At 73.0% G+C, this 23383-nt stretch carries 26 protein-coding genes and 1 pseudogene; 12 read left to right on the forward strand and 15 right to left on the reverse strand.

The genetic code is table 11. The features are described from left to right. Positions 1 to 258 precede the first annotated feature (258 nt). From EXE59_RS24870 to cobT, 4 genes are all read right to left on the reverse strand, one after another. Positions 259 to 381, reverse strand: a complete 123-nt coding sequence (locus EXE59_RS24870; RefSeq protein ID WP_281280323.1) for a hypothetical protein — start codon at positions 379 to 381, stop codon at positions 259 to 261. Positions 382 to 765: 384 nt separating this feature from the next. After that, positions 766 to 1293, reverse strand: coding sequence for a bifunctional adenosylcobinamide kinase/adenosylcobinamide-phosphate guanylyltransferase (cobU, locus tag EXE59_RS15970; RefSeq protein ID WP_135839786.1), 528 nt, complete (start codon positions 1291 to 1293; stop codon positions 766 to 768). Positions 1294 to 1317: 24 nt separating this feature from the next. Further along, positions 1318 to 2082 (reverse strand): adenosylcobinamide-GDP ribazoletransferase, encoded by a 765-nt coding sequence (locus tag EXE59_RS15975; RefSeq protein ID WP_246056826.1) that lies wholly within the window; start codon positions 2080 to 2082, stop codon positions 1318 to 1320. A gap of 4 nt (positions 2083 to 2086) precedes the next feature. Continuing rightward, the gene (gene cobT, locus EXE59_RS15980; protein ID WP_135839787.1) at positions 2087 to 3127 is read right to left on the reverse strand and encodes a nicotinate-nucleotide--dimethylbenzimidazole phosphoribosyltransferase; all 1041 of its coding nucleotides are present in this window, start codon (positions 3125 to 3127) and stop codon (positions 2087 to 2089) included. A gap of 53 nt (positions 3128 to 3180) precedes the next feature. Here cobT and EXE59_RS15985 point away from each other — a divergent pair, with 53 nt between their 5' ends. Further along, positions 3181 to 3735, forward strand: coding sequence for a 2'-5' RNA ligase family protein (locus EXE59_RS15985; protein WP_135839788.1), 555 nt, complete (start codon positions 3181 to 3183; stop codon positions 3733 to 3735). Here EXE59_RS15985 and EXE59_RS15990 read toward each other — a convergent pair. Continuing rightward, complete coding sequence (locus tag EXE59_RS15990) at positions 3711 to 4655, reverse strand: glutaminase (RefSeq protein WP_210429035.1); 945 nt, start codon at positions 4653 to 4655, stop codon at positions 3711 to 3713. The genes EXE59_RS15985 and EXE59_RS15990 overlap by 25 nt on opposite strands. Before the next feature lie 44 nt (positions 4656 to 4699). Here EXE59_RS15990 and EXE59_RS15995 point away from each other — a divergent pair, with 44 nt between their 5' ends. The 6 genes and pseudogenes from EXE59_RS15995 to EXE59_RS16020 all read left to right on the forward strand — a co-directional run bounded on the left by EXE59_RS15995 (position 4700) and on the right by EXE59_RS16020 (position 8369). Then, on the forward strand, positions 4700 to 4903 hold the full coding sequence (locus EXE59_RS15995) for a hypothetical protein (protein ID WP_129456469.1): 204 nt from the start codon (positions 4700 to 4702) through the stop codon (positions 4901 to 4903). A 13-nt stretch (positions 4904 to 4916) separates the two neighbouring features. Beyond that, a pseudogene (locus EXE59_RS16000) lies at positions 4917 to 5312 on the forward strand (beta-eliminating lyase-related protein); the annotation flags it as partial. Next, entirely contained in the window at positions 5309 to 6340 is a 1032-nt protein-coding gene (gene ctlX, locus EXE59_RS16005) for a citrulline utilization hydrolase CtlX (RefSeq protein WP_135839790.1), read from the forward strand. The pseudogene EXE59_RS16000 and the gene ctlX, both read left to right, overlap by 4 nt. A gap of 85 nt (positions 6341 to 6425) precedes the next feature. After that, the gene (locus EXE59_RS16010) at positions 6426 to 7001 is read left to right on the forward strand and encodes an RNA polymerase sigma factor (protein ID WP_246056827.1); all 576 of its coding nucleotides are present in this window, start codon (positions 6426 to 6428) and stop codon (positions 6999 to 7001) included. Beyond that, positions 6994 to 7686, forward strand: a complete 693-nt coding sequence (locus EXE59_RS16015) for a hypothetical protein (RefSeq protein WP_135839791.1) — start codon at positions 6994 to 6996, stop codon at positions 7684 to 7686. Before EXE59_RS16010 ends, EXE59_RS16015 begins: the two co-directional genes overlap by 8 nt. A gap of 68 nt (positions 7687 to 7754) precedes the next feature. Then, entirely contained in the window at positions 7755 to 8369 is a 615-nt protein-coding gene (locus tag EXE59_RS16020) for a hypothetical protein (protein ID WP_135839792.1), read from the forward strand. Positions 8370 to 8471: 102 nt separating this feature from the next. On the opposite strand, the gene EXE59_RS16025 is transcribed toward EXE59_RS16020, so the two are convergent. Next, positions 8472 to 10487, reverse strand: coding sequence for a PhoX family protein (locus tag EXE59_RS16025; protein ID WP_135839793.1), 2016 nt, complete (start codon positions 10485 to 10487; stop codon positions 8472 to 8474). A 127-nt stretch (positions 10488 to 10614) separates the two neighbouring features. Next, positions 10615 to 11904 carry an endonuclease/exonuclease/phosphatase family protein gene (locus tag EXE59_RS16030; protein WP_210429036.1) on the reverse strand — a complete coding sequence of 430 codons (1290 nt, stop codon included), beginning with the start codon at positions 11902 to 11904 and terminating at the stop codon, positions 10615 to 10617. A 197-nt stretch (positions 11905 to 12101) separates the two neighbouring features. On the opposite strand from EXE59_RS16030, the gene EXE59_RS16035 reads away from it, so the two are divergent. Next, complete coding sequence (locus EXE59_RS16035; protein ID WP_135839794.1) at positions 12102 to 12509, forward strand: hypothetical protein; 408 nt, start codon at positions 12102 to 12104, stop codon at positions 12507 to 12509. A 106-nt stretch (positions 12510 to 12615) separates the two neighbouring features. After that, positions 12616 to 13230, forward strand: coding sequence for a DUF6198 family protein (locus EXE59_RS16040; RefSeq protein ID WP_135839795.1), 615 nt, complete (start codon positions 12616 to 12618; stop codon positions 13228 to 13230). Between the two features lie 65 nt (positions 13231 to 13295). Here EXE59_RS16040 and EXE59_RS16045 read toward each other — a convergent pair whose 3' ends face one another. Then, positions 13296 to 13733 carry an Hsp20/alpha crystallin family protein gene (locus EXE59_RS16045; RefSeq protein ID WP_135839796.1) on the reverse strand — a complete coding sequence of 146 codons (438 nt, stop codon included), beginning with the start codon at positions 13731 to 13733 and terminating at the stop codon, positions 13296 to 13298. A 135-nt stretch (positions 13734 to 13868) separates the two neighbouring features. Here EXE59_RS16045 and EXE59_RS16050 point away from each other — a divergent pair, with 135 nt between their 5' ends. Further along, a complete protein-coding gene (locus tag EXE59_RS16050) occupies positions 13869 to 14159 on the forward strand; it encodes a MerR family transcriptional regulator (protein ID WP_135839797.1) in 291 nt (96 codons plus the stop codon). On the opposite strand, the gene EXE59_RS16055 is transcribed toward EXE59_RS16050, so the two are convergent. Further along, on the reverse strand, positions 14151 to 15146 hold the full coding sequence (locus EXE59_RS16055) for a 5'-3' exonuclease (RefSeq protein WP_135839798.1): 996 nt from the start codon (positions 15144 to 15146) through the stop codon (positions 14151 to 14153). The genes EXE59_RS16050 and EXE59_RS16055 overlap by 9 nt on opposite strands. Positions 15147 to 15221: 75 nt before the next feature. Here EXE59_RS16055 and EXE59_RS16060 point away from each other — a divergent pair, with 75 nt between their 5' ends. After that, positions 15222 to 15545 carry a putative quinol monooxygenase gene (locus EXE59_RS16060; protein WP_135839799.1) on the forward strand — a complete coding sequence of 108 codons (324 nt, stop codon included), beginning with the start codon at positions 15222 to 15224 and terminating at the stop codon, positions 15543 to 15545. Positions 15546 to 15554: 9 nt separating this feature from the next. Here the strand turns inward: EXE59_RS16060 and EXE59_RS16065 are convergent, their stop codons facing one another. The 3 genes from EXE59_RS16065 to EXE59_RS16075 are packed head-to-tail and all read right to left on the reverse strand — an operon-like array spanning position 15555 to position 17884. After that, positions 15555 to 16319 (reverse strand): MerR family transcriptional regulator, encoded by a 765-nt coding sequence (locus EXE59_RS16065; RefSeq protein ID WP_135839800.1) that lies wholly within the window; start codon positions 16317 to 16319, stop codon positions 15555 to 15557. Positions 16320 to 16322: 3 nt separating this feature from the next. Continuing rightward, entirely contained in the window at positions 16323 to 17114 is a 792-nt protein-coding gene (locus EXE59_RS16070) for an ABC transporter permease (protein ID WP_135839801.1), read from the reverse strand. After that, the gene (locus EXE59_RS16075) at positions 17111 to 17884 is read right to left on the reverse strand and encodes an ABC transporter ATP-binding protein (RefSeq protein ID WP_135839802.1); all 774 of its coding nucleotides are present in this window, start codon (positions 17882 to 17884) and stop codon (positions 17111 to 17113) included. Before EXE59_RS16075 ends, EXE59_RS16070 begins: the two co-directional genes overlap by 4 nt. A 182-nt stretch (positions 17885 to 18066) precedes the next feature. Here EXE59_RS16075 and EXE59_RS23835 point away from each other — a divergent pair, with 182 nt between their 5' ends. Next, the gene (locus tag EXE59_RS23835) at positions 18067 to 19578 is read left to right on the forward strand and encodes an HNH endonuclease signature motif containing protein (RefSeq protein WP_168218552.1); all 1512 of its coding nucleotides are present in this window, start codon (positions 18067 to 18069) and stop codon (positions 19576 to 19578) included. 313 nt (positions 19579 to 19891) lie between these two features. Here EXE59_RS23835 and EXE59_RS16085 read toward each other — a convergent pair whose 3' ends face one another. From EXE59_RS16085 to EXE59_RS16095, 3 genes are all read right to left on the reverse strand, one after another. Continuing rightward, positions 19892 to 20560 carry an AMIN-like domain-containing (lipo)protein gene (locus EXE59_RS16085; protein ID WP_135839803.1) on the reverse strand — a complete coding sequence of 223 codons (669 nt, stop codon included), beginning with the start codon at positions 20558 to 20560 and terminating at the stop codon, positions 19892 to 19894. Positions 20561 to 20631: 71 nt separating this feature from the next. Further along, on the reverse strand, positions 20632 to 21609 hold the full coding sequence (locus tag EXE59_RS16090) for a zinc-binding dehydrogenase (protein WP_135839804.1): 978 nt from the start codon (positions 21607 to 21609) through the stop codon (positions 20632 to 20634). A 297-nt stretch (positions 21610 to 21906) separates the two neighbouring features. Further along, a complete protein-coding gene (locus EXE59_RS16095) occupies positions 21907 to 23367 on the reverse strand; it encodes a protein adenylyltransferase SelO (protein WP_135839805.1) in 1461 nt (486 codons plus the stop codon). Positions 23368 to 23383: the final 16 nt, after the last annotated feature.

Here is a 23383-nt window from a genome sequence, read left to right on the forward strand (position 1 = left end):
AGAAGGCCACCGACACTCTGACCTGCGCAGATGGATCTGTGGAGAACTGATTTCGAACTGGTGGGCGAGGGCCTTGATGCCGAGTGGAGGAGTGGTTTCGAGGCTCGCTGCGCTCGCACCTCAACCACCGACGGAGGCGCGCACCTCAACCCCCGACGGTCGCGCGCACCTCCGCCACCGACGGTCGCGCGCACCTCCGCCGCCGACGCAGGCAGGCTCGCACCTCCACCACCGAGAGGCGGGTCTCGCCAGCGCAACCTAGAGCTCGGCGAGCCAGGGGTGCCCGGGGTGCCCAGGTTCGAGCGACAGGAGCCACGAGCGCGACTCGACGCCGAGCAGCGGAGCGCACACGTCGAAGTCGAGCTGGTCCTTGGGCCTCACGGCGCGCGCCTTGGGCAGCAGCTGCACCTCGGGCCGGAGGTACGGATGCCCTCGACGCGCCACAGGATCTCGGACAGGGGGCTGCTGATCCGGGCGTCGCGCTTGTAGGTCCAGGTCGTCGGGGTCGCGCTCATCAGGATGACGTCGTACTCCCACGGGTCGGCGCCGCTGGGACGGAGCCAGAGGTTCTCGCAGGATTCCGTGAGCGAGTCCGAGTCGTCGAGGAGCGGGGTCAGGGTGCCGCTGTCGGCCTGCCAGACGTCGAGCCGCCCGGCGAGGTGCCCACGGAGCTCGTGGACGTCCGAGCGCAGGATGCTCGGGTCGACGTCGTCGTGCGGGCGGGAGACACCGGGCCGTGGAGTCGGAGGACCTCGTCGTGCTCGGTCACAGCCGCAGGACGCGGCCGGCGACCACCAGGTGCACCTCGTCGCACGCGGCGGCGACGCGTTGGTTCACCAGCCCGAGCAGGTCGCGGAAGAGCCGGCCGGAGCGGTGCTCGGGCACGATGCCGAGACCGACCTCGTTGGTCACCAGCACGACGTCCTGCTCGCACCGGCCGAGCGCGTCGACCACTTCGTCCGTACGGGCGAGGACCAGGTCGTGGACGGCGTCGGAGTCGCCCTCCCAGGCGTCCGCGGCGTCGATGACCGCGGTGAGCCAGGTGCCCAGGCAGTCGACGAGCAGCGGGTCGCGGGCCTCGGCGAGCACGCCCGCGAGGTCCTGCGTCTCGAGGGTGCCCCACGAGTCCGGGCGGCGGGCCCGGTGGGCGTCGATCCGGGCCGCCCAGTCGGGGTCCTGCTCGCGGTCGGGCGGCGTACCGGTGGCGACGTAGGTGGCGGGTGCCCCGCCGATCAGGTCCTCGGCGTGGGTGGACTTGCCGGAGCGCACGCCGCCGGTGACCAGGATCCGCATGGCGCGCATCCTGTCAGAGCCCGGTCACGTCGTGGCGGCTGCCAGCACCAGCGCGGCGAACGAGACCTCCACCGCCGCGCCGAGCACGTCGCCGGTGATCCCGCCGAGGCGGCGTACGCACCGCAGCAGCAGCGCGACCACGACCGCGACCATCGCCACCAGCCCGAGCAGCAATGACCACGGTGCCTCGAGCCCACGCCCGGCGAACGCCACCGCCACGGCGGCAAGCACCAGCGTCGCGATCGCACCGACGACGGGGACCGCACCGATGCAGGTGGCACCGAGCCCGTCCGGGCGCGCGGCCGGCACCCCGCGTACGCAGGCCAGGGCCAGCGACCCGCGCGAGGCGCACACCAGCAGCCCGACCACCCACCAAGCGTGCTCGTGGCGCACGACCGCCTGCAGGCCGGCCGCCTGGAGCCCCGCCACCAGGACGACGGCGATGACGCCGGCCGGCCCGACCGGTCCGGTGCGCATCACCTCGAGCGAACGGGCGGGGGAGTAGGAGGCGGTCAGCCCGTCCGCGGTGTCGGCGAGGCCGTCCCAGTGGAAGGCGCGGGTGCCGAGGGCGAGCGCGAGCACCACGACGTACGCCGTGGCGAGCGGTGGCAGGTCGACCCAGTCGCCCAGCACGACGATCGCAGCCGCGACGACGCCGAGCGGCAGCGCCGCCACCGGCGCGAGCGCCATCCCCAGCCCGGCGACCCGCCGGTCCACCACGCTCGGTGGAGGGACGCGCACCGCGGTGAGCGTGCCGGTGGCGAAGAGCCACGCGTCGCGCAGGAGCACGGCCTCAGCCCGGGAGGATGTCGGACAGCAGCGCCACGTCGCGCAGCACCGCGACGCCCGAGCGCAGCACCGGCAGCGCGGCCACGGCGCCGGAGCCCTCGCCGAGGCGCATGCCGACGTCGAGCAGCGGCTCGAGGCCGAGGGACTTGAGGGCATGGGCCTGCGCGGGCTCGGTCGAGCGGTGGCCGGCGACCCACCAGGCGGCGGCACCGGGCGCGATCGCCTGCGCGACGACCGCGCACGCGACGGACATCAGGCCGTCGAGGAGCACCGGCACGCCCCGGGACGACGACTCGACGAGGAAGCCGACGGCTGCCGCGAGGTCGGCGCTGCCGAGCGCGGCGAGCAGGTCGACCGGGTCCTCGGCGCGACCCTCGGTCCGGGCCAGCGCGGCGGCCACGACGTCGCGCTTGCGCGCCCACCCGTCGTCGTCGATGCCGGTGCCGCGGCCGGTGACCTCGTCGGCAGGGAGGCCGAGGACGGCCGCGACCAGCGCGGCGGCGGGGGTGGTGTTGCCGATGCCGAGGTCACCGGTCATCAGCAGCTGCGCGCCGTCGTCGACGTGCTCTCCGGCCACCTCGGCGCCGAGCGCGAGGGAGCGCTCGACCTCGTCGCGGGTGAGTGCGTCCTCGAGGTGGATCGCGCCCGAGCCGCGGCGCACCTTGCGTGCGGTGACGTCGGCCGGCAGGTCGGTGAGGTCGGCGTCCACGGCCACGTCGAGCACGCTGACGCGCACCCCGTGCTCCCGAGCCAGCGCGGACACTCCTGCCTGACCCGCGACGATCGTGCGGACCATCGCCTCGGTGACGGCGGCGGGATAGGCCGAGACCCCGTGCGCCGCGACACCGTGGTCGCCGGCGAACACCACGAGGCGTACGTCGGTCAGCGGGCGGGGCGGCACCTCGCCCTGCGCGGCAGCCACCCAGGCGCCGATCTCGCCGACCCGGCCGAGGGCGCCGGCAGGGGTGGCGAGGGCGGCCAGCCGCTGCTGGGCGAGGGAGGCGATCTCGGGTGAGGGCGGGGCGATGCGCGACGTCTGGTCCATGGCCGGACCAGCCTAGTGACGTCGGGTCCCGGCCGGCCTGCCAGTCTTGCCGCGTGTCCGGTCACTCCGTCCTCCAGCTCCCGGTCCCTGCGCTGGAGGGGTGGGTGCGCGCGCGGCACACCCACTACGACGACGGGTTCGTGTCGGCGGACCCGCGGTTCGGGCACGCCCACATCACCGCCCTCGGACCGTTCGACCCGGCGCCGTCACGAGAGGCGCTCGAGCTGGTCGGCGCGGTGGCCGCGTCGACGGAACCTGTCGCCGTACGCCTCGAGCGGCTCGCCCAGTTCCCCGACGGGATCATCCACCTCGTCCCGGAGCCCGACGACGCCCTGCGCGAGGTCACCGCCAGGCTGGTGGCCGCCTTCCCCGAGTGGCCGCCGTACGACGGCCAGTTCGAGGACGTGCGCCCGCACCTCACCGTCGACGCCGCCTCGGACGTCGTCGACCTCGCCTCGACAGCGCGGCTGCTGAGCGACGTGGTGCCTGCCGATGTGGTCCTCGACCGGCTCCAGCTGGCGTGGTGGGAGTCGGGGAGCTGCCACGTGATGGCGGAGTGGGCGCTGGGGCGTCGACCGGCAGGTCAGAACACCGTCCAGTCGGAGTAGGTCGTGAACGCGTCGAGCGCCGCGAGACCGGCGGCGGAGCTGCCCGAGGGGCCGAGCGCGGGACTCCAGACGCACGCGACCCCGCGGTCGGGGATGACGGCGAGGATGCCGCCGCCGACCCCGCTCTTGGCGGGGAGCCCGACACGGTAGGCGAACTCGCCCGCCGAGTCGTACGTCCCGCAGGTGAGCATCACTGCGTTCACCCGCTTCGTCTCGCGGGGGCTGAGCAGCGGGGTGCCGTCGGAGAGGACCCCGTCGCGGGCGAGGAACAGGCCGGCAAGGGCCAGCTCGCGGCAGCTCATCGACAGGGCGCACTGGGCGACGTACTGGTCGATCACCTCGTCGACCGGGAGCTCGAGGTTGCCGTAGCTCGCCAGCAGGTGGGCGACCGCCAGGGTGCGGTGACCCGCCTCGAGCTCCGAGCGCGCCACGTCGGCGTCGCTGTCCACGTCCGACCGGCCGCTCTCACGACGCATCAGGTCGCGGAGGGCGCCGCTCGCGTCGCCGGTCAGCGACTGCAGCCGGTCGGTCACGACCAGGGCGCCTGCGTTGATGAACGGGTTGCGCGGACGCCCTGCCTCCTGGTCGAGCTGGAGGAGCGAGTTGAACGGGTTGCCCGACGGCTCGCGCGAGACGCGCCGCCAGATCTGCTCGCCCTCGGCCGCGATGACCAGCGCGAGCGTGAAGACCTTGCTGATGCTCTGCACCGAGAACCGGACATCGGCGTCGCCGGTGACGTGGACGGTGCCGTCGCACGAGGCGACCGCCATGCCGAACTGGTGCGGATCCACGGACGCCAGGCCGGGGATGTACTCCGCCGGCCGGCCGCGGCCAACCTCCGGCGCGGCGGCCTCGTGCGCGCGCTGCAGCGCGTCCTCGATCCTCATCCGTGCCCCGTCCGCCTCGTCGACCTCGCTCATCACCGGTCCAGTCTCCCGGTTGACCGCCGTGGCAGGATCGGCGCATGGCTTCATGGGCGCACCTCGAGATCACCGTCGACGACCAGGGCAACGTGGAGGTCGGCGGCTACAACGCCGACCCGGAGGCGCTGGTCGAGGGCACCGAGTCGTGGGAGGACCTGCTGTCCACCCTCGGCGTCAACGGCTGGGAGCTCGTGCAGGTCATCCCCGGCCCCGAGACCACCTACTGGTTCAAGCGCCACGCCTGACGCTCGCGGAAGCGGCGTGCCGCTGCACGCCGACGGGGCCCGGATCTGGGAGTCGGTGCCGCACTGGGGCCGGTCCCTGGCCGAGGCGGCCGACCTGTTCGACTCGATGTACGTCTCCCTCTACAAGGGCCTCGGCGCGTCCAGCGGTGCGCTCGTGGTGTGCCCCGAGGACCTGGCCGGTGAGCTGCGCTCGTGGCGCCAGCGGATGGGCCTGCGCGAGGTCAACGAGCGGGTCGTCGCCCTCGTCGAGGAGCGCGGCGTCATCCCCTGCGGGCTCTGGAGCGAGGCCGACGTGCCGGGCTGGGTGCAGACCGAGCTGACCTGCTACGAGGCGGCGATCACACGCGATCCGGGAGAGGTCGCAGCGTTGGTGGCCGAGGCCGTCGGGGCCGCTACATTCCTCCCGTGAGTGCCCAGGCCCCTTCCGCAGTCATCCTCATCCGCGCGACCAGCTTCGTCCCCAACCCGGCGACCGCGGCCGACAACGCCTTCCAGGCCGACGTCCCCGCCGGGCAGTCGCAGGAGTCGACGGCGGCCCACGCGCTGGCCGAGATGGACGCGCTGGCCGAGGCGCTGCGCGCGGTCGGCGTACGGGTCCACGTCTTCGACGACGACGACCACACCCGCCCCGACAGCGTGTTCCCCAACAACTGGGTCTCCACCCACGCGGGCGGCACCGTCGCCGTCTACCCGATGTACGCCTCCAACCGTCGCCACGAGCGTCGTGCCGACGTCCTGGAGATGCTCAAGTCGGAGTACCGCGTGCAGGCGATCGTCGACTACTCGGGCCTCGAGCCGGACGGCATCTTCCTCGAGGGCACCGGCGCGATGGTGCTCGACCACGTGTCGCGGGTGGCCTACACCGCCCGCAGCCACCGCGCGGACATCGCCGTGCTCGAGCGCTTCTGCACCGACTTCAACTACGAGCCGATGGCCTTCGACGCGGTCGACTCCGACGGCGTGCCGGTCTACCACACCAACGTCATCGCCTGCATCGGCACCGACGTCGCGATGATCGCGCTCGAGATGATCCCCGACGAGCACCGGCGCCAGCAGGTCCGCGAGCGGCTCGCGGTCACCGGCCGCACGATCATCGAGCTCACCGAGGAGCAGATCCGCGAGTTCGCGGGCAACGCGGTCGAGCTGTGCGGACGCACGTCCGACGGTCGGCGCCGTTACGTCATGGCGATGTCCGCCCGCGCGAAGCGCTCCCTGCGGCCCGAGCAGCTGGCCGTCATCGAGGAGTCGTGCGAGGTCGTCGCGGTGGACATCCCGACGATCGAGCTGGCGGGCGGCTCGGTGCGCTGCATGATCGCGGGCGTCCACCTCGACCACCGCCGTCCGCTCGCCGAGGCCGAGCTCTCCGAGGCCGTCGCCGCCATCAACGAGGACAACCCCGTCACGCCCGACGGCCGCTTCGTCGACGGCAACGCCTGACCGTCCCGGCCGGCCCTCGTTCCCGTCGGTGGGAACCTCCCGGGTCGCGGCGGTGTAGACACTCTGCTGGGACCCTCTGGACGGAGTGACGATCAGCACCGACGACGCCAGTGACGACGCCGACCTGGTCGGCCGGGTGCGCGCCGGGGACACCGACGCGTACGCCGTCCTCGTGCGCCGTCACGCCCGGGCGGCGATGCGCACGGCCACCCTCCTGGGTGCGGGGAGCGACGCCGAGGACGTGGTGCAGGAGGCGCTGGTGAAGGCGTACCGATCGCTGGGGTCGTTCCGTGCCGACCGGCCGTTCCGGCCGTGGCTGCTGCGGATCGTCGCCAACGAGGCCCGCAACGCCCACCGCTCGGCCGTACGCCGGACCGGCCGCGAGGAGCGCCAGGCCCGGGACCTGTGGGCCGAGCTGCTCGACCCGGCGGCCGCGGTGGTCGACCGGGAGGACAAGGCCCGGCTGCTGGCCGCCGTCGCAGGGCTGCCCGACAAGCTCCGCCTCGTGGTGGCCTGCCGCTACCTGCTGGAGCTCGACGAGGCGGACACGGCCGTCGTCCTCGGCGTGCCACGCGGGACCGTCAAGTCGCGGCTGAGCCGTGGCCTGGCGCGGCTGCGCGAGGACCTCGCCGCGACGATCGAGGAGGTCGACCATGCCTGACGCGCTGGAGGAGCGGCTGGCCGCGCTCGCCGCCGACCTGTGGGTGCCGGTGCCGGACGGGCTCGAGGGTGCCGTCATGCGTCGGGTCGCGACGGCTCGCCCGCGCCGACGATGGCGCCGCTGGCTCGCCGGACTGGTCGCCGGTCTGCTCGGGGCCGGGGTCGTGGCGTCCCCCGTGGGTGCCGAGATCCGCGAGTGGCTCGGCCTCCCGGGGGTCTCGGTGACGACCGGGGACGACCCCGTCACGGAGACGCCCACCGTGCCGCCCGCCACGGGCAGCACCGACCTCGGGCGAGCCGCAGACCTCGCCGGCTTCACCCCGGTCGTCCCCGACGCGCTGGGTGCGCCGGAGCACGTCGACGTGTCCCGCGACGCCCTCGTGGTGTCGCTCAGCTGGACGACGGAGGAGGGGACGGTGCGGCTCGACCAGTTCCGCGGCGACGTCGACCCGCTGTTCTGGAAGACGACCGTCGAGGCCGACCGGGTCGCCGTCGGGCTGCACGAGGCCCTGTGGCTGCCGACCGCCCATCGGGTCGAGGTGGTCGCCGCGGACGGGACGGAGCGCACGCTGCCGTCGCGGCTCGCCGCACCGACCCTGCTCTGGGTCGACGACGACCTGACGCTGCGCCTCGAGGGCGACCTCGACCTCGACGAGGCGACGCGGATCGCGGAGTCCGTCGGCTAGCGCGTCCAGCGAGGGAACCCCCGTGGGCGTGACGGTGTATCCACTGCATCCGAACCGAGGAGGACCTCATGCGCAGGATCCTGGCCGTCGTCGTGCTCGCTCTCGCCTCCGCCGTCGGCCTGCCGGCCGCGGCGACGGCGGGTGGACCCACGAGCGTGCTCGTCACGCAGCCCGGGCAGTCGGCCGGCGCGCTGTACTACGACGACGCGGCGTACGACGCCCTGCTGGAGCTGCTGCCGGCGGGGGAGACGCGCGGGAGGGAGCTGCCGCCGGGCGGGGGCGTCTCCTACCACCTGACCTGGATGGTCCATGACGTGATGCCGTGGCGCTTCGACCGCGTCAGCGTCCACGGCGACGGCACCGCCTGGGTCGCGACGACGTTCGCCACGGACGCGACCGCCGGGTGGCAGCCGGTCGGTGAGGGGACGGAGCTGTTCGACCTCCTGACGGCGGTCCTGGCGGACGGCGAGGCCCCCGGCCTGGTCAGCGAGACGATGGCTGCGTCCGCGCTGGCAACGCCGCCCGCGGAAACCCGGACGGTGACCGAGACCGAGTGGTTCTCGCTGTCCGGGTGGCGCTGGGTCGTGCCGGGTGCGCTGCTCGGGCTGCTCGCCGGCGTCGGCGCGGCCCGCGCCCGGCGTACGCGCGCAGACGAGCCGCGTCGGATGCTGGTGGATGCCTAGCGGCTCTAGCGCTCGGAGGTGTGGAGGCGGTCGAGCCAGTACGCCTGAGATCGTGGAGGTCCTGAGCCACTGCGTGGCCCGGGACCTCCACGATCATGTGCCTCAGGCGCGCGTCACCTGCACGACGGACGGACGCGGGCCGGCGAGCTCACCGGTGCCGGCGACCCCGCCGGACGGCACGAAGTCGGGGAAGCGTGACTGCGGCGCGGCCCAGGATCCGTCCTCACCCGGGTGCTGGACGGCGACGAACACCGAGTCCTCGCGGTCGCGGATGACCGGGCCGCACGTCTCGGCGCCGGCGGGCACGGCCAGGAACTGCTGGACGTGGCCGCGCTCGGGACCCTCGACGGGCACCTTGAACAGCGCGTCGTCGAGCGCGATGGCCCCGGGCTGGCCGTCGGTGGAGACCCACAGGTTGCCGACGCTGTCGAAGGCGACGTTGTCGGGGCAGGAGATGGGCGAGACCGGACCGTCCCAGCCGCCGAAGTAGCGTCCGGCCGACGCCGCGTCGCCGCAGATCAGGAACAGGTTCCAGCCGAACGTGGCGGCGGTGTGGTCCCCGCCGGCCGGGATCATCTCGACGACGTGTCCGTCCTTGTTGGCCGGACGCGGGTTGGGCTCGTCGACCTGGGCCGCGGTACGGGCGGTGTTGTTGGTGCACGCGACGTAGATGCGGCCGTTGCGCAGGTTGGGCTCGACGTCCTCGGGGCGGTCCATCTTGGTCGGCTGGACGGCGTCGGCGGCCAGGCGGGTGTGGACGAGCACCTCCTCGACGGTGAATCCGGGAACCATCGAACGGCCGCCGCGCGTCAGCGGGAGCCACTCACCGCTGCCGTCGCTGACGCCGTCGCCGAGGCCGTCCCCGGTGAAGCGCGCCACCGACAGGTCGCCCTCGCTCAGCAGCCCCAGGTTGTGGCGGCGCGCCTTCGCGCTGCTGCCGGGACGCATCGTGTCGCGGGAGACGAAGCGGTAGACGTAGTCGAAGCGCTCGTCGTCGCCCATGTAGGCCACGACGTGGCCGTCGCGGTTGACCACGACGTTGGCCCCCTCGTGCTTGAAGCGTCCCATCGCCGTGTGCTTGACCGGGGTCGAGGTCGGGTCGCTGGGGTCGAGCTCCACGATCCAGCCGAACCTGTTCGGCTCGTTGCGGTAGTCGTCGGTGGTGGCGTCGAAGCGCGGGTCCAGGGAACGCCAGTTGCGCGCGTCCTGGGTGGCGGAGAGGCCGTACCGCTTCTCCTTCGGGTCCGTCCCCGTCGCCCGGAAGTACTGGTTGAAGTTCTCCTCGCCCGACAGCACCGTGCCCCACGGCGTGGTGCCGCCGGCGCAGTTGTTGAGGGTGCCGAGGACCGTACGGCCGGTGGGGTCGGCCGCGGTCTTCAGCAGGTCGGAGCCGGCTGCGGGGCCGTCGACGGCGAACGGGGTGTCGAGGGTGATGCGCCGGTTGAGGCGCGCGCCCGGGACGTACGTCCACACGTCCCCGCGCCTGCGGCGGGTCAGCTCGACCACGGACATGCCGTGCGCGGCCCACGCCGTACGGATGACGGTCTCGGGGTCGGTCCCCGGCGGGAACATGATGCCCTCGTTGGTGTACTCGTGGTTGCACACGAGCAGTGCGGTGGTGCCGGCACGATTGGTCTCGATGATGTCGAGGTAGTCGTTGTTGTAGCCGAACTGGCCGGCCTGCGCCTCGGGCGTCTGGGCAGAGGCGTCGAACGTCGGCGCACCCGCAAGGATCGGGTCGCCCCAGCGCAGGATCGTGTCCCAGCGGTAGCCGGCCGGCACGGTCACGTCGTCGACCGTGCTCCCGACGGGTGCGATGGGGCTGAACCGCAGCCCGCCCTGGCGGCCTCGCCGGCCGCCCGTGCGGCCCGGCGCGGCGGCCGCGCCGGTCGCGGGGAGCGCCGTCAACGCGGCGACGGTCAGGCCGGTGCCGACGACCGAGCGACGGCTCAGCACCGAGGAGGCGACGTCGCGGAAGTAGGAGGTCTCGGTGGTGTTGGGCACGGCCTGGAAGCACGCGTCGCCACAGCGGAGGTGGCAGGTCACGGGGCTGCGGCGGCCGTGCGTCCGGCCCGCCATCGGCAGCAGGGTGCGGGTGGGGCTCGGGCTGTGGGGCATGGGGGGCTCCGGAGATGGTGGGGTCGGACTGACGGTCCGACTCTTCTCACCCGGGTGGCCCCCCGAGGGACCGGCGGGTGGACGTCAGGTGAACGTCCGCCGGCCCCTCGGCGAAGCTGCAACCCGGTCAGCGGCCGTGCGCCCGCCCGGTGCGTACGTCGACCCACACGAGGCGGTGGTCGCTCGCCGGGAAGGGGAACGTGCCCACCAGCCGGGTGAACAGCGGGTCGGCCGACGTCAGCCAGTAGACGCCGGAGTTCCGCACCGTCAGGCGCTTGCTCGGCAGGACGTAGTCGGCGCGGAGGTTGCCCGGTGCGCCGTCGGCGAAGTCCGCGGTGTCCTCGGCGGCCGGGCCGGTGTGGGTGAGGTTGGCGCCCCCGTCGCGGGTGGCTGCCTCCACCGCGCCGGCCGACGTCGGGTGCGGGTCCCGGACCCGTGGGTGGTCGAGCAGCTGGAGGATCGCGTCGTCGTAGGAGTCGCCGTCGAACGGGTCGGCGTTCTGGTCGCCGGCGATGACGAAGTCCTGCCCGCGCCCCAGGCCACCTCTGCCGCCCTCGTCGTCGTAGATGTACGCGGCCGTGCGCCCGCCGGCGACGTAGTCGGCCCAGAAGCGGATCTCGTCGTGGTTGCGCGTGCCGTTGCGGTCCTCCGCGCCGTCGAAGGTGGGCGGCGTCGGGTGGGAGACGAGGAAGTGGACCGGCTTGCGGCCGGGCACCTCGATGGGCACGTCCCAGTGCGACTTCGACGACAGCCGGAAGACGCCGAGCTCCTCAGGTGAGTACCAGTCCGCCGGCTCGGGCGTGGCCGGGTCGTCGGGCAGCACCGCACCGGGCATGTCCTTCCAGAGGAAGTGCTGGAAGGTGCGGACGTCGTCGGTGGCGATGGGGTACTTCGAGTAGACGACCATGCCGAACTGGCCCGGGAAGAGGCCGAAGCCGAAGGCGTCGTCACCGCCGCCGACGACGCCGTTGTTGTTGAGGTCGAACTCGCTGGGGACGCCGGTGTTGCTGGGCGCGACGAAGTAGTAGGGGTAGTCGACGGGCGCGGCGCCGTTGTGGCCCACCTCGAGGTAGTTCTCCCGGAACAGCTCGGCTGCCAGCCCGCCCTCGACGTGGTCGAACTCGTTGACCAGCACGACGTCGGGGTTCGTACGCTGGATGGTCTCCGCGACAGCGGCGGCCTGCGCGTTGCCCGGGGTGGAGAGGTCGGTGACGAGCTGCCCCGGTGCGTTGCGGTTGAGGGAGGCGTTGAAGGTCGCGAACCGGGTCGCTGTGGGCTTGCCGGGCGTGTCGGCCTTGGCCGCGGGTGCGGTGGCGGCCGGGGTCGCGGCGCCGGTGACGGCGAATGCCGCGACGGCGAGTGCCGCGACGGCGGCAAGGGCGAGGCGGGCGGGCCGGATTCGCATGTGGGTACGCATGGGGGTGCCTTCCGGGAGGGGGTCTCGCCAACCTACGACGGACCTCGCCGGCCGTGGAAGGCAGGACGTGACGGTTTCGGCCGGGGGTCGCCGCGTGTTCGCCGGAGTGTCACGTGCGTAACAGTTGGGCCCGGTCTGGCGCTGTACTCGTGAAGAGGCGTGGCGAGTCAGGCCACGCCGCTACCAGGAGGAACTTCATGTCTGTCTCCACCCGCATCAGCGGAATCGCGGCCACCGCCGCGATCGCCTTCGCCGGCTTCGCGGTCGCTCCGTCGGCCACCGCCGACGAGACCCCCGAGACGGTGCCCTGCGCCTCGCAGCAGGCCAAGGTCGACAAGGCCGAGGAGGCCCTCGAGCGCGTCACCGCGGTCTTCGCGCGCCAGCAGGCCAAGGTCAAGAAGGCCAAGAAGGTCGTCGAGAAGGCCGAGGCCGGCCGCGAGAAGGCGGCCGCGCGCAAGGCGCTCGCGGAGGCCAGGGAGAAGAAGAACGACACCAAGGTGACCAAGCGTGCCCAGCAGCAGCGCCTGGCCAAGGCCGAGGAGCGCCTGGCCACGTGCGAGGCCGAGCAGGTGACCCCGACGGAGACGCCGACCACCACGGCCTGACGCGTCTGACGCACACGGACCTCCCACGGCTCGCCCGTGGGGGGTCCTGCCGTTCCCGGCCGCCGCGGACGCGGACGTGACGGGCGCGCCTGAGATGCTTGCGCCCGTGATCCCCAGCCCGCGGCGTACGGCCATGCTCCTCGTCGGATGCCTCGTGCTCGGCACGGGAGTCGCGCTGCTGCTCGCGGCGGACCTCGGTTCCGACGGCTACTCCACGTTCGTCAACGGACTGACCATCACGACGGGCGTCGACTTCTGGGTCGTGAACCTCGTGGTCGGCGTCGTGCTGGTGGCGCTGGCGGCCCTGCGGAGGGTCCGCCCGGGCGTCGGCACGGTGGTGCAGGTGGTGCTGGTCGGTGTGACGGTGTCCGTCGTGCTCGACCTGCTGGCCACCCCGGACTCCCTGGCGTGGCGGGTGGCACTGCTCGCGGCGGCGTTCCCGGTGCTGGCCGTCGGCATCGCGGTCTACCTCGGGAGCCACACCGGGGCGGGGCCCGCGGAAGCGGCAGCACTCGCGTGGGACCCACCGGTGCCGTTCAGGTGGAGCTACAGCCTGGTGCAGGGAGGGGGAGCGTTCGGTGGCTGGCTACTCGGTGCGACCGTCGGGGTCGGCACGGTCGCGGTGATCCTGCTCCTCGGGCCCGCTGTGGACCTGGCCGCCCGGATGCTGCGGGTGGACGTCCACCAGGTGACGGATCCCGTCTCCGAGGATGCTGCCTGACGTGCGGTCGCGCGACCGCGGCACACTGCGCAAGGGCTGCGGCCGCGCGACCCAGGGGTGAGGGATCAGGTGGTCAGCTCGGCGTGCTCACCGGCACGACCGGACGCGGACTGCGAGATCTCGATCTTGCGGGGCTTGGCCTTCTCGGCGACCGGCACGACCAGGCGCAGCACGCCGTCGGAGTAGGCCGCCTCGATCCGGTCGAGATCGAGGTTGTCGCCGAGCACAAGCTGGCGGCTGAAGGCACCGCGGGGCCGCTCGGCCGCCAGCGGCTCCCAGTCGCCGTTGCGGGCGACCCGCTCGGCGCGCACGGTCAGCACGTTGCGCTCGACGTCGAGGTCGATGCTCTCCGTGCTGACGCCCGGCAGGTCGAACTCGATGACGAAGCGGTCGCCCTCGCGCCACGCGTCCATCGGCATGGCGGCCGGGCGGTTGGTGGTGCCCATCAGCTGCTGGGTGAGCCGGTCGAGGTCACGGAACGGGTCGGTGTTTCGCAGCAGCATCGTGTCCTCCTGGATCTGACGGTGGACCTCGCGGTCCACGACCTGTACTTGTGGTTACAGGTTTTTTATAGTCATCCGATGAGGCAGGATCAAGGCCTGCACCCGAGAAATTTCCTGAGAACCCGAGGAGGGCGCATGGCAGCCAGCGACCACGGCGTCTACGCCATCTCCGTGGCGGCCGCGATGGTGTCCATGGAGATCCAGAACCTCCGCGTCTACGAGCGGCGCGGCCTGCTGACCCCGGACCGCACGGCCGGGGGGACGCGGCTCTACAGCGCCGACGACGTGGAGCGCCTCGAGCGGATCCGCGACCTGCTGGCGGACGGGTTGAACCTCGCCGGGATCGCCCGCGTGCTCGAGCTCGAGGACGAGGTGGTGCGCCTCCGCGCGCTGCTCGGCGAGGCTGCGGGGGAGCGGTCAGCCTGACGCCGGCCGGCTGGTCAGCACCCGCACCGCGAAGTCGGTGGTGAAGTCGTTGTCGAGGAAGCCGACGACCTGGGTGACCCGGTCGAGGTCGAGCGGCAGCAGCCCGCGCGAGCCCGGCACGTCGGGGGTCAGGCCGAGGTCGAGGTCGTCGCGGCCGGACATCAGCTGCACGTTGAACTCGTAGCGCTCCCGCGCGTCCGGCGCGGACAGCCGGCGTACGACCGTCGCGCCGACGCGGCGGCCGCCGGTCTCGGCCGACCAGTCGTCGAGGGCGGCGAGGAGGTTGCGGCCCTCCTCGTGGTCGATGTCGGCCCATACGGCGTCCATCGATCCCGCGACGTCGAGCAGGATCGCCGCGGTCTTCTCGCCGATGCCCTGCACGCCGGGGAGGTTGTCCGAGGAGTCGCCGCGCAGCGCCGCGAAGGCGAGGTAGTTGGCCGGGCGCACGCCGTACATGTTGAACAGGCGGGCCGGGTTGAGCATCGGCGAGCCGTGGATGCCGCCGTCGATGAGGCGCAGCACCTGGGTGTGGTGGCTGATGTGGGCGAAGGCGTCGCGGTCGGAGGTGATGATCACGCAGTCCCAGTCGTGGGCCGCCGCCCAGGTCGCTCCCGAGGCGTTGACGTCGTCGGCCTCGAGCCCGGGCGGAGTGAGGGTGGCGAGGCCGAGCGCGTCGAGCAGCGCACCCGCGCGGTCGAGCTGGTCGACGAGCTCGGGGTCCTTCTCGGCCCGCCCGGCCTTGTAGTCGGGGTAGCGGTCGCGCCGTACGGACCCGGAGCGGTCGTCGAGGCCGAACAGCACCGCGTCGGGGGCGAAGGAGTCGATGGACTCGAGGATCTGGCGCAGCATCCCGTGCAGTGCCCAGATCGGCCGGCCCTGCCGGTCGCGCAGGCCGGTGTGGGAGCGGGCGTGGTGGTTGCGGTGCAGCAGTGACGGGGCGTCGACGACGAGCAGCAGTCGGCGGGTGCGGGAGGGATTCTGGGGCATGGCGATCGGCGCCAGCCTAGGTGGTGTTCGTAGGGTCGGACCCGTCCGGCCGCCCGCCAACCAAGGAGAGAGACGTTGATCTTCATCACCGCCAAGTTCGAGATCAAGCCCGAGCACGCGGACGACTGGCCCCAGATCTCGCGGGCCTTCACCGAGGCCACCCGCGCGGAGGAGGGGTGCCTGTGGTTCGAGTGGTCGCGCAGCCTCGACGACCCTCACGTGTACGTCCTGGTCGAGGCCTTCCGCGACGGTGACGCCGGTGGCGCGCACGTGGGGTCGGAGCACTTCAGGGCCGCGCAGGCCGAGCTGCCGCCCTACCTCGCCCGGACGCCCGACATCGTCAGCACCGAGGTCGACCAGGACGGGTGGAACGAGCTGGGGGAGATGCGGGTCGGCTGAGCGGGTCCGTCAGGTGGGCGTCGTGATCCGCCGCGTGTTGGTCCATCCGGTCCAGCCGTTGTGCTCGAGGCGGCGAAGGATGCGGCGCGCGCCCGGCACCTTGTCGAGGAACACCGCGTCGAGCAGCTCGGCGAGCTCGTCGGGGAGCTGGTCGCCGTCCCAGGCCTCGTCCGGCGCCGACTCGAGCTCGGCGGTGACCCGGTCGGCCATCGCGTCGAGTCGGGGGTCCTCGGCGTCCCACGTCACCACCTCGGCGATGTCGCGGTACATCTGGAGCACGCCCGGGTCGTCGAGCTGGGTGTTCTTCGCCTCCATGTAGAGCGGCATCTGCTCCGGGAGCTGGGCTGCCACCAGGATCCACGCATCGCGCTCGGCCGCGACCATCTCCTCCGGCACGCCGACGTCGCGGAGCCGTTGGACGTAGGCGACGACCTCCGGGGGCAGCGCGAGGCTGTCGCCCGCGGCCAGCAGCGCGATCCGCTCCCGGTGCCGCTGGCGCTCGCGGATCTCGGCCCGCAGTCGGCGGTCGATGTCCTCGACCGCGGCCGCGAAGGCGTCCTCGTCGGCGTCGAGCAGCTCCTGCACCCGGGAGAGCGGCACGCCGGCCTCGGCGAGCGTACGGATCCGGATCAGCGCCACGACAGCGTCGGCGTCGTAGCGTCGGTAGCCGGAGTGGTCGCGCTCGGGCTCGGGGAGCAGGCCCTTCGCGTGGTAGTGCCGCACCGCGCGGACGGTCACCCCGGCGTACGCCGCGAGCTGGCTGATGGTGAGCACCGCTCACCCGCTCGTACGGCGACGGTAGGAGCGCATGGCCAGAGCGTAGGCCAGCACGAGCAGGCCGACGCACCACGCGAGCGCGGTCCGGACGTCGTCGCCGAGGGGCTGCTCGGCGTACAGGCGACGGATGGTGTCGACGATCGAGGTGACCGGCTGGTGCTCGGCGAACCAGCGCACCGGGCCGGGCATGCCGTCGGTGGGCACGAAGGCAGAGCTCAGGAACGGCAGGAACAGCAACGGGTAGGCGAAGCCGCCGGCGCCGTCGGGAGACTTCGCGGCGAGGCCGGCGACCACGGCCAGCCAGGTCAGCGCCAGCGTGAACAGGACCATGATCCCCAGCACGGCCAGCCACGCGGCAGGCCCGGCGCCGGACCGGAAGCCCATCGCGACGGCGACCAGCACGACCAGCGCGAGCGACACGAGGTTGGCGACCAGCGAGGTCAGGACGTGTGCCCACAGGACCGCGGAGCGGGCGATCGGCATCGAGCGGAGCCGGTCGAGGAAGCCGTTCTGCAGGTCGAGGAAGAGGCGGTAGGACGTGTACGCGACCCCGGACGCGACCGTGATGAGCAGGATGCCGGGCAGCAGGTACTCGACGTACGACACCTCGGGCCCGGTGCCGGTGTCGATGGCGCTGCCGAAGACGTAGACGAAGAGCAGCAGCATGGCGATCGGGGTGATCGCCGTCGTGATGATGGTGTCGGGGCTCCGCAGGACGTGGCGCAGGGAGCGGCGGGTCAGCACGACGGTGTCGGTCAGCAGGGTGGCGCTCCCCAGTGCGGCGGTGCTCATGACGCCCTCCCGACCACGGAGAGGAAGATCTCCTCGAGCGAGGGCTGCTTCTCGACGTACTCGACGGTCGCCGGGGGGAGCAGCGCCTTCAGCTCGGCGAGGGTGCCCTCCACGATGATGCGACCGCCGTGCAGGATCGAGATCCGGTCGGCGAGCTGCTCGGCCTCCTCGAGGTGCTGGGTGGTGAGGAGGATCGTGGTGCCCTGCGCGGCGAGCTCGCGCACGGTCCGCCAGACCTCGAGGCGGGCCTCGGGGTCGAGGCCGGTCGTGGGCTCGTCGAGGAAGAGCACCGACGGGTCGCCGACCAGGCTCATCGCGATGTCGAGCCGGCGCCGCATGCCGCCGCTGTAGGCCGCCGCCCGCCGGTCCCCGGCCTCGGTGAGGCCGAACCGCGCCAGCATGGAGTCGGCGGTGGCGCGCGGGTCAGCGACGTGGCGCAACTGCCCGACCAGCACGAGGTTCTCGTGCCCGGTGAGGACGTCGTCCACGGCGGTGAACTGCCCCGTCAGGCTGATCGCCTCCCGTACGCGTGCCGCCTCGGCCCCGACGTCGTGCCCGTCGACCGCAGCGCGACCTCCGTCGGCCCGCAGGAGGGTGGACAGGATCCGGATCGCCGTCGTCTTCCCGGCGCCGTTGGAGCCGAGGAGGGCGTGGACGGTGCCCGACGCGACGGTCAGGTCCAGGCCGCGCAGCACGGGGTGGTCGCCGAACGACTTGACGAGGCCGACGACCTCGATCGCCGGTGGCGGGAGTGCAGGTGGGGTGGTCATGGATCGAGCCTGCAGCCCTGACGCTGCGTCAAGGTCAAGCGCTGATCGCCGTTTCTCGTTGGTCGAGTAGCCCGCGAGGGACGAGCGGGCGTATCGAGACCCACCACGAACCCGTCCACAGCCGTCGCTAGAGCCGATGGGCGTTGTCGGCGTTGTCGGTGGGCTCCCCTAGGATCGAACACATGATCGACGGACTGGCAGCCGAGGCACGAGGGGTCGCAGACGACCTCTCACCCGCCGACCTGCTCGCCACGATCCGGTCTGCTCGTGAGGACGAGAACCGTGCCGCCGCCCAGCAACTCGCTCTCGCCGCCCGGTGGGCTGACCTGCACCCGCCCGAGTCGATCCACTCCGCGGCGTCGTTCACGGTTCCGGGGTCGCAGCACGAGGAGCCCATCGCGGGTGAGGGTGCTCCGCTGGTGGCGGAGTTCTGTTGCGCCGAGCTCGGCACCGTCCTCGGGATCACGTCGACGGCGGCGAAGAAGCTCATCGGTCACGCCCTCGAGCTGCGCCACCGCCTGCCGCGGTTGTGGGCACAGGTCCACGCCGGTGCGGTGCCGGCGTGGCGGGCCCGGGCGATCGCGGACACCACCATCCACTCCACCCCTCCCCTCACGGTCGAGGCGGCCGGGTTCGTCGACGCGCAGGTCGCCGCCGTCGCCGGACGTGTCGGGTCCGCGCAGCTCGACCGGCTCGTCGCCGAGACCATCAGGCGCTACGACCTCGCGACCGCCGACCCGGCCGCGGACCCGGAGGACGGCTACCTGCACGTCGACCCGCGTCACGTCACCGTGGACACCGACGACGTGCACTACGCCGGCACCCTGCGGATCGAGGCCGAGGTCGACATCGCCGACGCCCTCGACCTCGACCGCGCCCTCGCCCACCACGCCGCCACCCAGCAGGCCCTCGGATCCCTGCTGCCACTCGACGCCCGACGAGCCAAGGCCCTCGGGGACCTCGCCCGGACCCAGACCGCGCTCGAGCTCCTGACCGGGGGGCCGGGAACGGACCGCGCCAGCGGGCCGGACCCGGACACCCGGAGACAGGACCGGGTGAACCCCGACACCGACACCGACACCGACGCCGATGCCGATGTCGACGAGACGCACCTGCCCGCTGCCCGCGAGGTCGTGATCCACGCCCACTTCGACGCCTCCGTCTCCGGCGACACCACGGTCTTCGGTCCCACCGGGCGCATGGAGAACGGCCAACGCCTCGTCCTGCTCGACCAGATCCAGTCCTGGTGCGCCGACACCCGCACCGAGGTCACCATCAAGCCCGTCATCGACCTCAACACCACGCTCACCGCGCAGACGCGGAAGGTCCCGGCAACGATCCGCGAACACGTGATCCTGAGAGATCGCACCTGCGTGTTCCCGCGATGCACCCGCCCCGCACGGCGCTGCGACGTCGACCACGTCATCCCGTGGGACGACGACGCCGACGCCGAGGGCCGCCCGCAACCCGGCCCGACGACCACGAGCAACCTGGCCTGCCTGTGCCGGTTCCACCACCGCCTCAAGACCCACTCCCCCTGGCGCTACGAGATGACCGCACCCGGGATCTTCGAGTGGACCTCACCCCACGGCCACCGCTACCGCCGCGACCACACCGGCACCACCGACCTCGACCCACCGCATCCACCGCATCCGACGGCTCCGCCCGGCATCCCACGACCACGCCGACGATGACCCCGCCCCACACCCCGCCGACCTGACGTTCGCGGGGCTTCGGTGGCGCCCGCACGTCCGGATCCAGCGCGTGCTGGGGCCATGCACTCGGACGACCTCGTTGCTGCTGACCGGCTTGGCTGCGGCCGGCAAGACGACTCTCGGGCCGTGTCGACTCCGGCTGGGAGCCCACGTACCCGGCCCTCTTATCCGCGTCCTACGCGCCTCGCGCCGGTGGCTCCGTCGGCATGGAGGGGTCCGTCACGTGCAGCATCTTCCTGTGCCAGGCCCATGGTGGCGGAAGTGACTGCGCTGGCTGAGCAGGTGCGTCTCCTCAGTCGCGGACGTCGACCACCAGGCGAGGCGGTTCGGCGAGCGCGAACACCCTGAAGGGTCGCTCCTCGCCCGTGAAGCCGGCGAAGACCTGGGTGTAGCCCTCGAACCAGCCGGTGACCTGGACCTCGGCGACGTCGCCGGTCGGTCCGAGCCGCTGGGGCACCTCGAAGGACCCGGGCTCGGGCATGGCCGTGCCGGACGCGCTGATCGTGAGGACGCGGTCGCCGTCGAGCGGAACGACCTCGCCGCTGCCGTCGGCCACGGCCTCCTCGGTCCACTCCACGCCCCACCCCGGGCCGGCGGTGCCGCTGAACTCCAGCACCACGCGGTCGAAGCCGTCGTGCTCGCCCACCCGCACGTCCTGCAGCTGGAGGTCCCAGTCGCCGCTGGGCTCCGCGGTCTGCGGGTCGGTCGAGGCCGAGAACTCCGGTCCGCCGGGTGCGGGGGACGACGAGGGGGACCCCGGCGAGTCGGACGGCTCCGGCTCAGCCGGACGCTCGGAGTCCTTCGAGCGGGACGCGGCGCCCCCGCTGCCCCCGCCGCCGCCGACGTCGTCGGCCGAGGTACGGGAGACGTCGCTCCCGGTCCCGCACGCGCTCAGCAGCAGGCTCGCCGCGGCAACCGCCGCAGCAGTGGCCGCAGCTCGTCCGGTGGTCGTACGTCGCATGGTCCCCCTTCGGGTCGAAGGTCCCAACCTACGCGGCGGGACCTCCGAACCTGGGGAGGACAGGGCCCCGGTCAGGGACGCAGCAACACCTTGCCGCGGCGCCCGGGCTCGAAGCTGGCGCGGGCCGCGTCGGCGATCTCGTCGAGGCCGTAGACCTTCTCGACAGGGAGGGTGAGCGTCCCAGAGGCGATGCCCGTGACGAGCTCGCCCATGAGCGCCGCTCGCTTCTCGCGCGACATCGCGGCGAAGACCTTGCTGCCCCAGAAGCCCTTGATCGAGACCTGCTTGAAGATGACGTCGCCCGACGAGATCTCCAGCGTGGGCGAGGCCATCGCGCCGAACACGACCAGCACGCCGTCGCCGGCGAGCAGCGACACCACGTCACCCGCGGCGCGGCCGCCGACGGAGTCGACGCCCGCGACGACAGGGGCGTCGCCCACGATCTCGCGCACGCGGTCGCGCCAGCCGTCGTCGTCGGTCGCGACGACCCGCTCGATGCCCTGCTCGCGCAGCTCCTCGACGCCGTCCGCCCGGCGGACGAGGCCCAGGACGTGGACGCCACGGGCCGCGGCGAGCTGGGCCACGAGGCGGCCGACCGCGCCGTTGGCCGCGTTCTGCACGATCCAGTCGCCCTCGGACACGTCGAGGAAGTCGAGCAGGGCGATCGCGCTGAACGGCATCGACACCAGCTGCGAGGCGGCCTCGTCGCCGACCTGGTCGGGCACGGGCACGAGTCCCGCGGCCGGGGCCACGATGAGCTCGGCCCACGCGCCGAAGCTGCCACCGGTCGCGACCCGCTGGCCGACCGCCAGCCCGTCGACGCCCTCGCCGAGGGCCTCGACGACGCCGACGGCCTCGGTGCCTGCGCGCGCCGGCATCTCGGGCTTGAAGCCGTAGCTGCCGCGCACGGTCCAGAGGTCGTGGTTGTGGATGGGGGAGAGCAGCACCCGGACGAGCACCTCGCCCGGACCGGGCTGCGGGTCCGGGACCTCCTGGACCGAGAGGACCTCGGCCGGGTCGCCGAACCGGGGCTGGACGAGTGCGCGCATGACTGGACCTTCCGTCGGGGGACTGGCGTACGTCCGCCCCAACGAGGTGGAGCAGCCCGCTATGCCCGCCCGCCGCGAGATGAGGGCGAGGTCACGCCGGGCACACTGGGCGACCCCTCGACGGCGACGGGCCCCGATCCGCATCCGACGACGTTGAGCCTGCGGGGCAGATCAGTACTGCCCGAGGCCGGGCCGCTCCTCCTCGCTGCGCTCGCATCCCGCGCTGCCGTGCTCGGCGAGCTGCGCGGGGGAGCAGTCGGCGGGAAGTGCCAGCGGGCGCAACGACGACACACCCGCCTAGGTCCCGCAGAAGGTCTGGTAGCCGGCGAACGACTCGGGGGCGGGCTCGGCGTAGCGCTCCAGGCCGGGACGTACGTCGTAGGGCGCCGCCACGACCGCGAGCAGGCGCTCGAAGGGCTCCAGGTCGCCGGCGGTCGCGGCGTCGAGCGCCTCCTCCACCAGGTGGTTGCGGGGGACGTACGCCGGGTTGACGCGGTCCATCGCATCGGCGTCCGGGCCCACGGCGAGCCAGCGCTCGGCCCACGCGTCGAAGCCGGCGAGGTCGAGGAACATCCCGCGGGCGGGCTCGGTGTCGCCGCGCGCAGCCCGGCCGAGGCTGCGGAAGAACGAGGTGTGGTCGACGTGGTCGGCCTGCACCAGGGCCAGCAGGTCCGCGACGAGCGCGGACGCCACCGCGCCGTCGAGGCCGTCGGGGAGGCCGAGCTTGGCCCGCATCCCGGCCGACCACGCGGCGGAGTAGCGCTCGCGGAAGCCACCCAGCGACTCGACCGCCAGGGCCACGGCCGCGTCCTGCTCCTCGGCGAGCAGCGGGAGCAGCGCCTCGGCGAAGCGCGCCAGGTTCCACTCCGCGACCACCGGCTGGTTGCCGTACGCGTAGCGCCCGCCGGTGTCGATGGAGCTGTAGACGGTGGCGGGGTCGAAGGCGTCCATGAAGGCGCACGGGCCGTAGTCGATGGTCTCGCCGGAGATCGTCATGTTGTCGGTGTTCATCACGCCGTGGACGAAGCCGACGAGCATCCACTGCGCGACCAGGTCGGCCTGGGCGGCGACGACGGCCTCGAAGAGGGCGAGGGCGGAGTTGTCCGCGTCGGCCGCGTGCGGGTGGTGGCGCGCGATGGCATGGTCGGTGAGGCGGCGCAGCAGGTCGAGGTCGTCGGTCGCGCGGGCGTACTGGAAGCTGCCGACGCGCAGGTGGCTGCTCGCGACGCGCGCCAGCACGGCGCCCGGCAGGACGGTCTCGCGCTGCACGGCGCGACCGGTGGCGACGACGGCGAGGCTGCGGGTGGTCCGGACGCCGAGGGCGTGCATGGCCTCGCTGACGAGGTGCTCGCGCAGCATCGGGCCGACCACGGCGAGCCCGTCGCCGCCGCGCGAGAAGGGGGTGCGGCCGGAGCCCTTGAGGTGCAGGTCGCGCACTCGGCCGGAGGAGTCCACGAGCTCGCCGAGCAGCAGCGCGCGCCCGTCGCCGAGGCGCGGGGAGTAGCCGCCGAACTGGTGCCCGGCGTACGCCTGGGCGACCGGAGTCGCACCCGCCGGCGGCCGGGTGCCGGTCAGCAGCCCGAGGCCCTCGCCACGCAGCCAGGCGGGGTCGAGACCGAGCTCCTCGGCCAGCGGCTCGTTGAGGACGAGCAGCCGGGGCTTCGGGGTGTCCACGGCCCGCCACGGCAGGGCCAGCTCGGGGAGCTCGCGCGCGAAGCGGCTGTCCAGCGCGAGGGTCGGGGTGGGGGCTGACGTCACCCTCTCGACGATACGC

The sequence above is a fragment of the Nocardioides eburneiflavus genome (genome assembly GCF_004785795.1).
Classification (GTDB): Bacteria; Actinomycetota; Actinomycetes; order Propionibacteriales; family Nocardioidaceae; genus Nocardioides; species Nocardioides eburneiflavus.

Excerpts from the sequence above, each read along its gene's own strand:
- cobU (WP_135839786.1), bottom strand. The coding sequence starts at position 1,293 with ATGCGGATCCTGGTCACCGGCGGCGTGCGCTCCGGCAAGTCCACCCAC.
- EXE59_RS16050 (WP_135839797.1), top strand. The coding sequence starts at position 13,869 with ATGGCAGCCAGCGACCACGGCGTCTACGCCATCTCCGTGGCGGCCGCG.
- EXE59_RS16020 (WP_135839792.1), top strand. The coding sequence starts at position 7,755 with ATGCGCAGGATCCTGGCCGTCGTCGTGCTCGCTCTCGCCTCCGCCGTC.
- EXE59_RS16025 (WP_135839793.1), bottom strand. The coding sequence starts at position 10,487 with ATGCCCCACAGCCCGAGCCCCACCCGCACCCTGCTGCCGATGGCGGGC.
- EXE59_RS15995 (WP_129456469.1), top strand. The coding sequence starts at position 4,700 with ATGGCTTCATGGGCGCACCTCGAGATCACCGTCGACGACCAGGGCAAC.
- EXE59_RS16090 (WP_135839804.1), bottom strand. The coding sequence starts at position 21,609 with ATGCGCGCACTCGTCCAGCCCCGGTTCGGCGACCCGGCCGAGGTCCTC.
- EXE59_RS16070 (WP_135839801.1), bottom strand. The coding sequence starts at position 17,114 with ATGAGCACCGCCGCACTGGGGAGCGCCACCCTGCTGACCGACACCGTC.
- EXE59_RS16045 (WP_135839796.1), bottom strand. The coding sequence starts at position 13,733 with ATGCTGCTGCGAAACACCGACCCGTTCCGTGACCTCGACCGGCTCACC.
- EXE59_RS16075 (WP_135839802.1), bottom strand. The coding sequence starts at position 17,884 with ATGACCACCCCACCTGCACTCCCGCCACCGGCGATCGAGGTCGTCGGC.
- cobT (WP_135839787.1), bottom strand. The coding sequence starts at position 3,127 with ATGGACCAGACGTCGCGCATCGCCCCGCCCTCACCCGAGATCGCCTCC.
- EXE59_RS16030 (WP_210429036.1), bottom strand. The coding sequence starts at position 11,904 with ATGCGTACCCACATGCGAATCCGGCCCGCCCGCCTCGCCCTTGCCGCC.
- EXE59_RS16015 (WP_135839791.1), top strand. The coding sequence starts at position 6,994 with ATGCCTGACGCGCTGGAGGAGCGGCTGGCCGCGCTCGCCGCCGACCTG.
- EXE59_RS16085 (WP_135839803.1), bottom strand. The coding sequence starts at position 20,560 with ATGCGACGTACGACCACCGGACGAGCTGCGGCCACTGCTGCGGCGGTT.
- EXE59_RS16035 (WP_135839794.1), top strand. The coding sequence starts at position 12,102 with ATGTCTGTCTCCACCCGCATCAGCGGAATCGCGGCCACCGCCGCGATC.
- EXE59_RS16055 (WP_135839798.1), bottom strand. The coding sequence starts at position 15,146 with ATGCCCCAGAATCCCTCCCGCACCCGCCGACTGCTGCTCGTCGTCGAC.
- EXE59_RS23835 (WP_168218552.1), top strand. The coding sequence starts at position 18,067 with ATGATCGACGGACTGGCAGCCGAGGCACGAGGGGTCGCAGACGACCTC.
- EXE59_RS15990 (WP_210429035.1), bottom strand. The coding sequence starts at position 4,655 with ATGAGCGAGGTCGACGAGGCGGACGGGGCACGGATGAGGATCGAGGAC.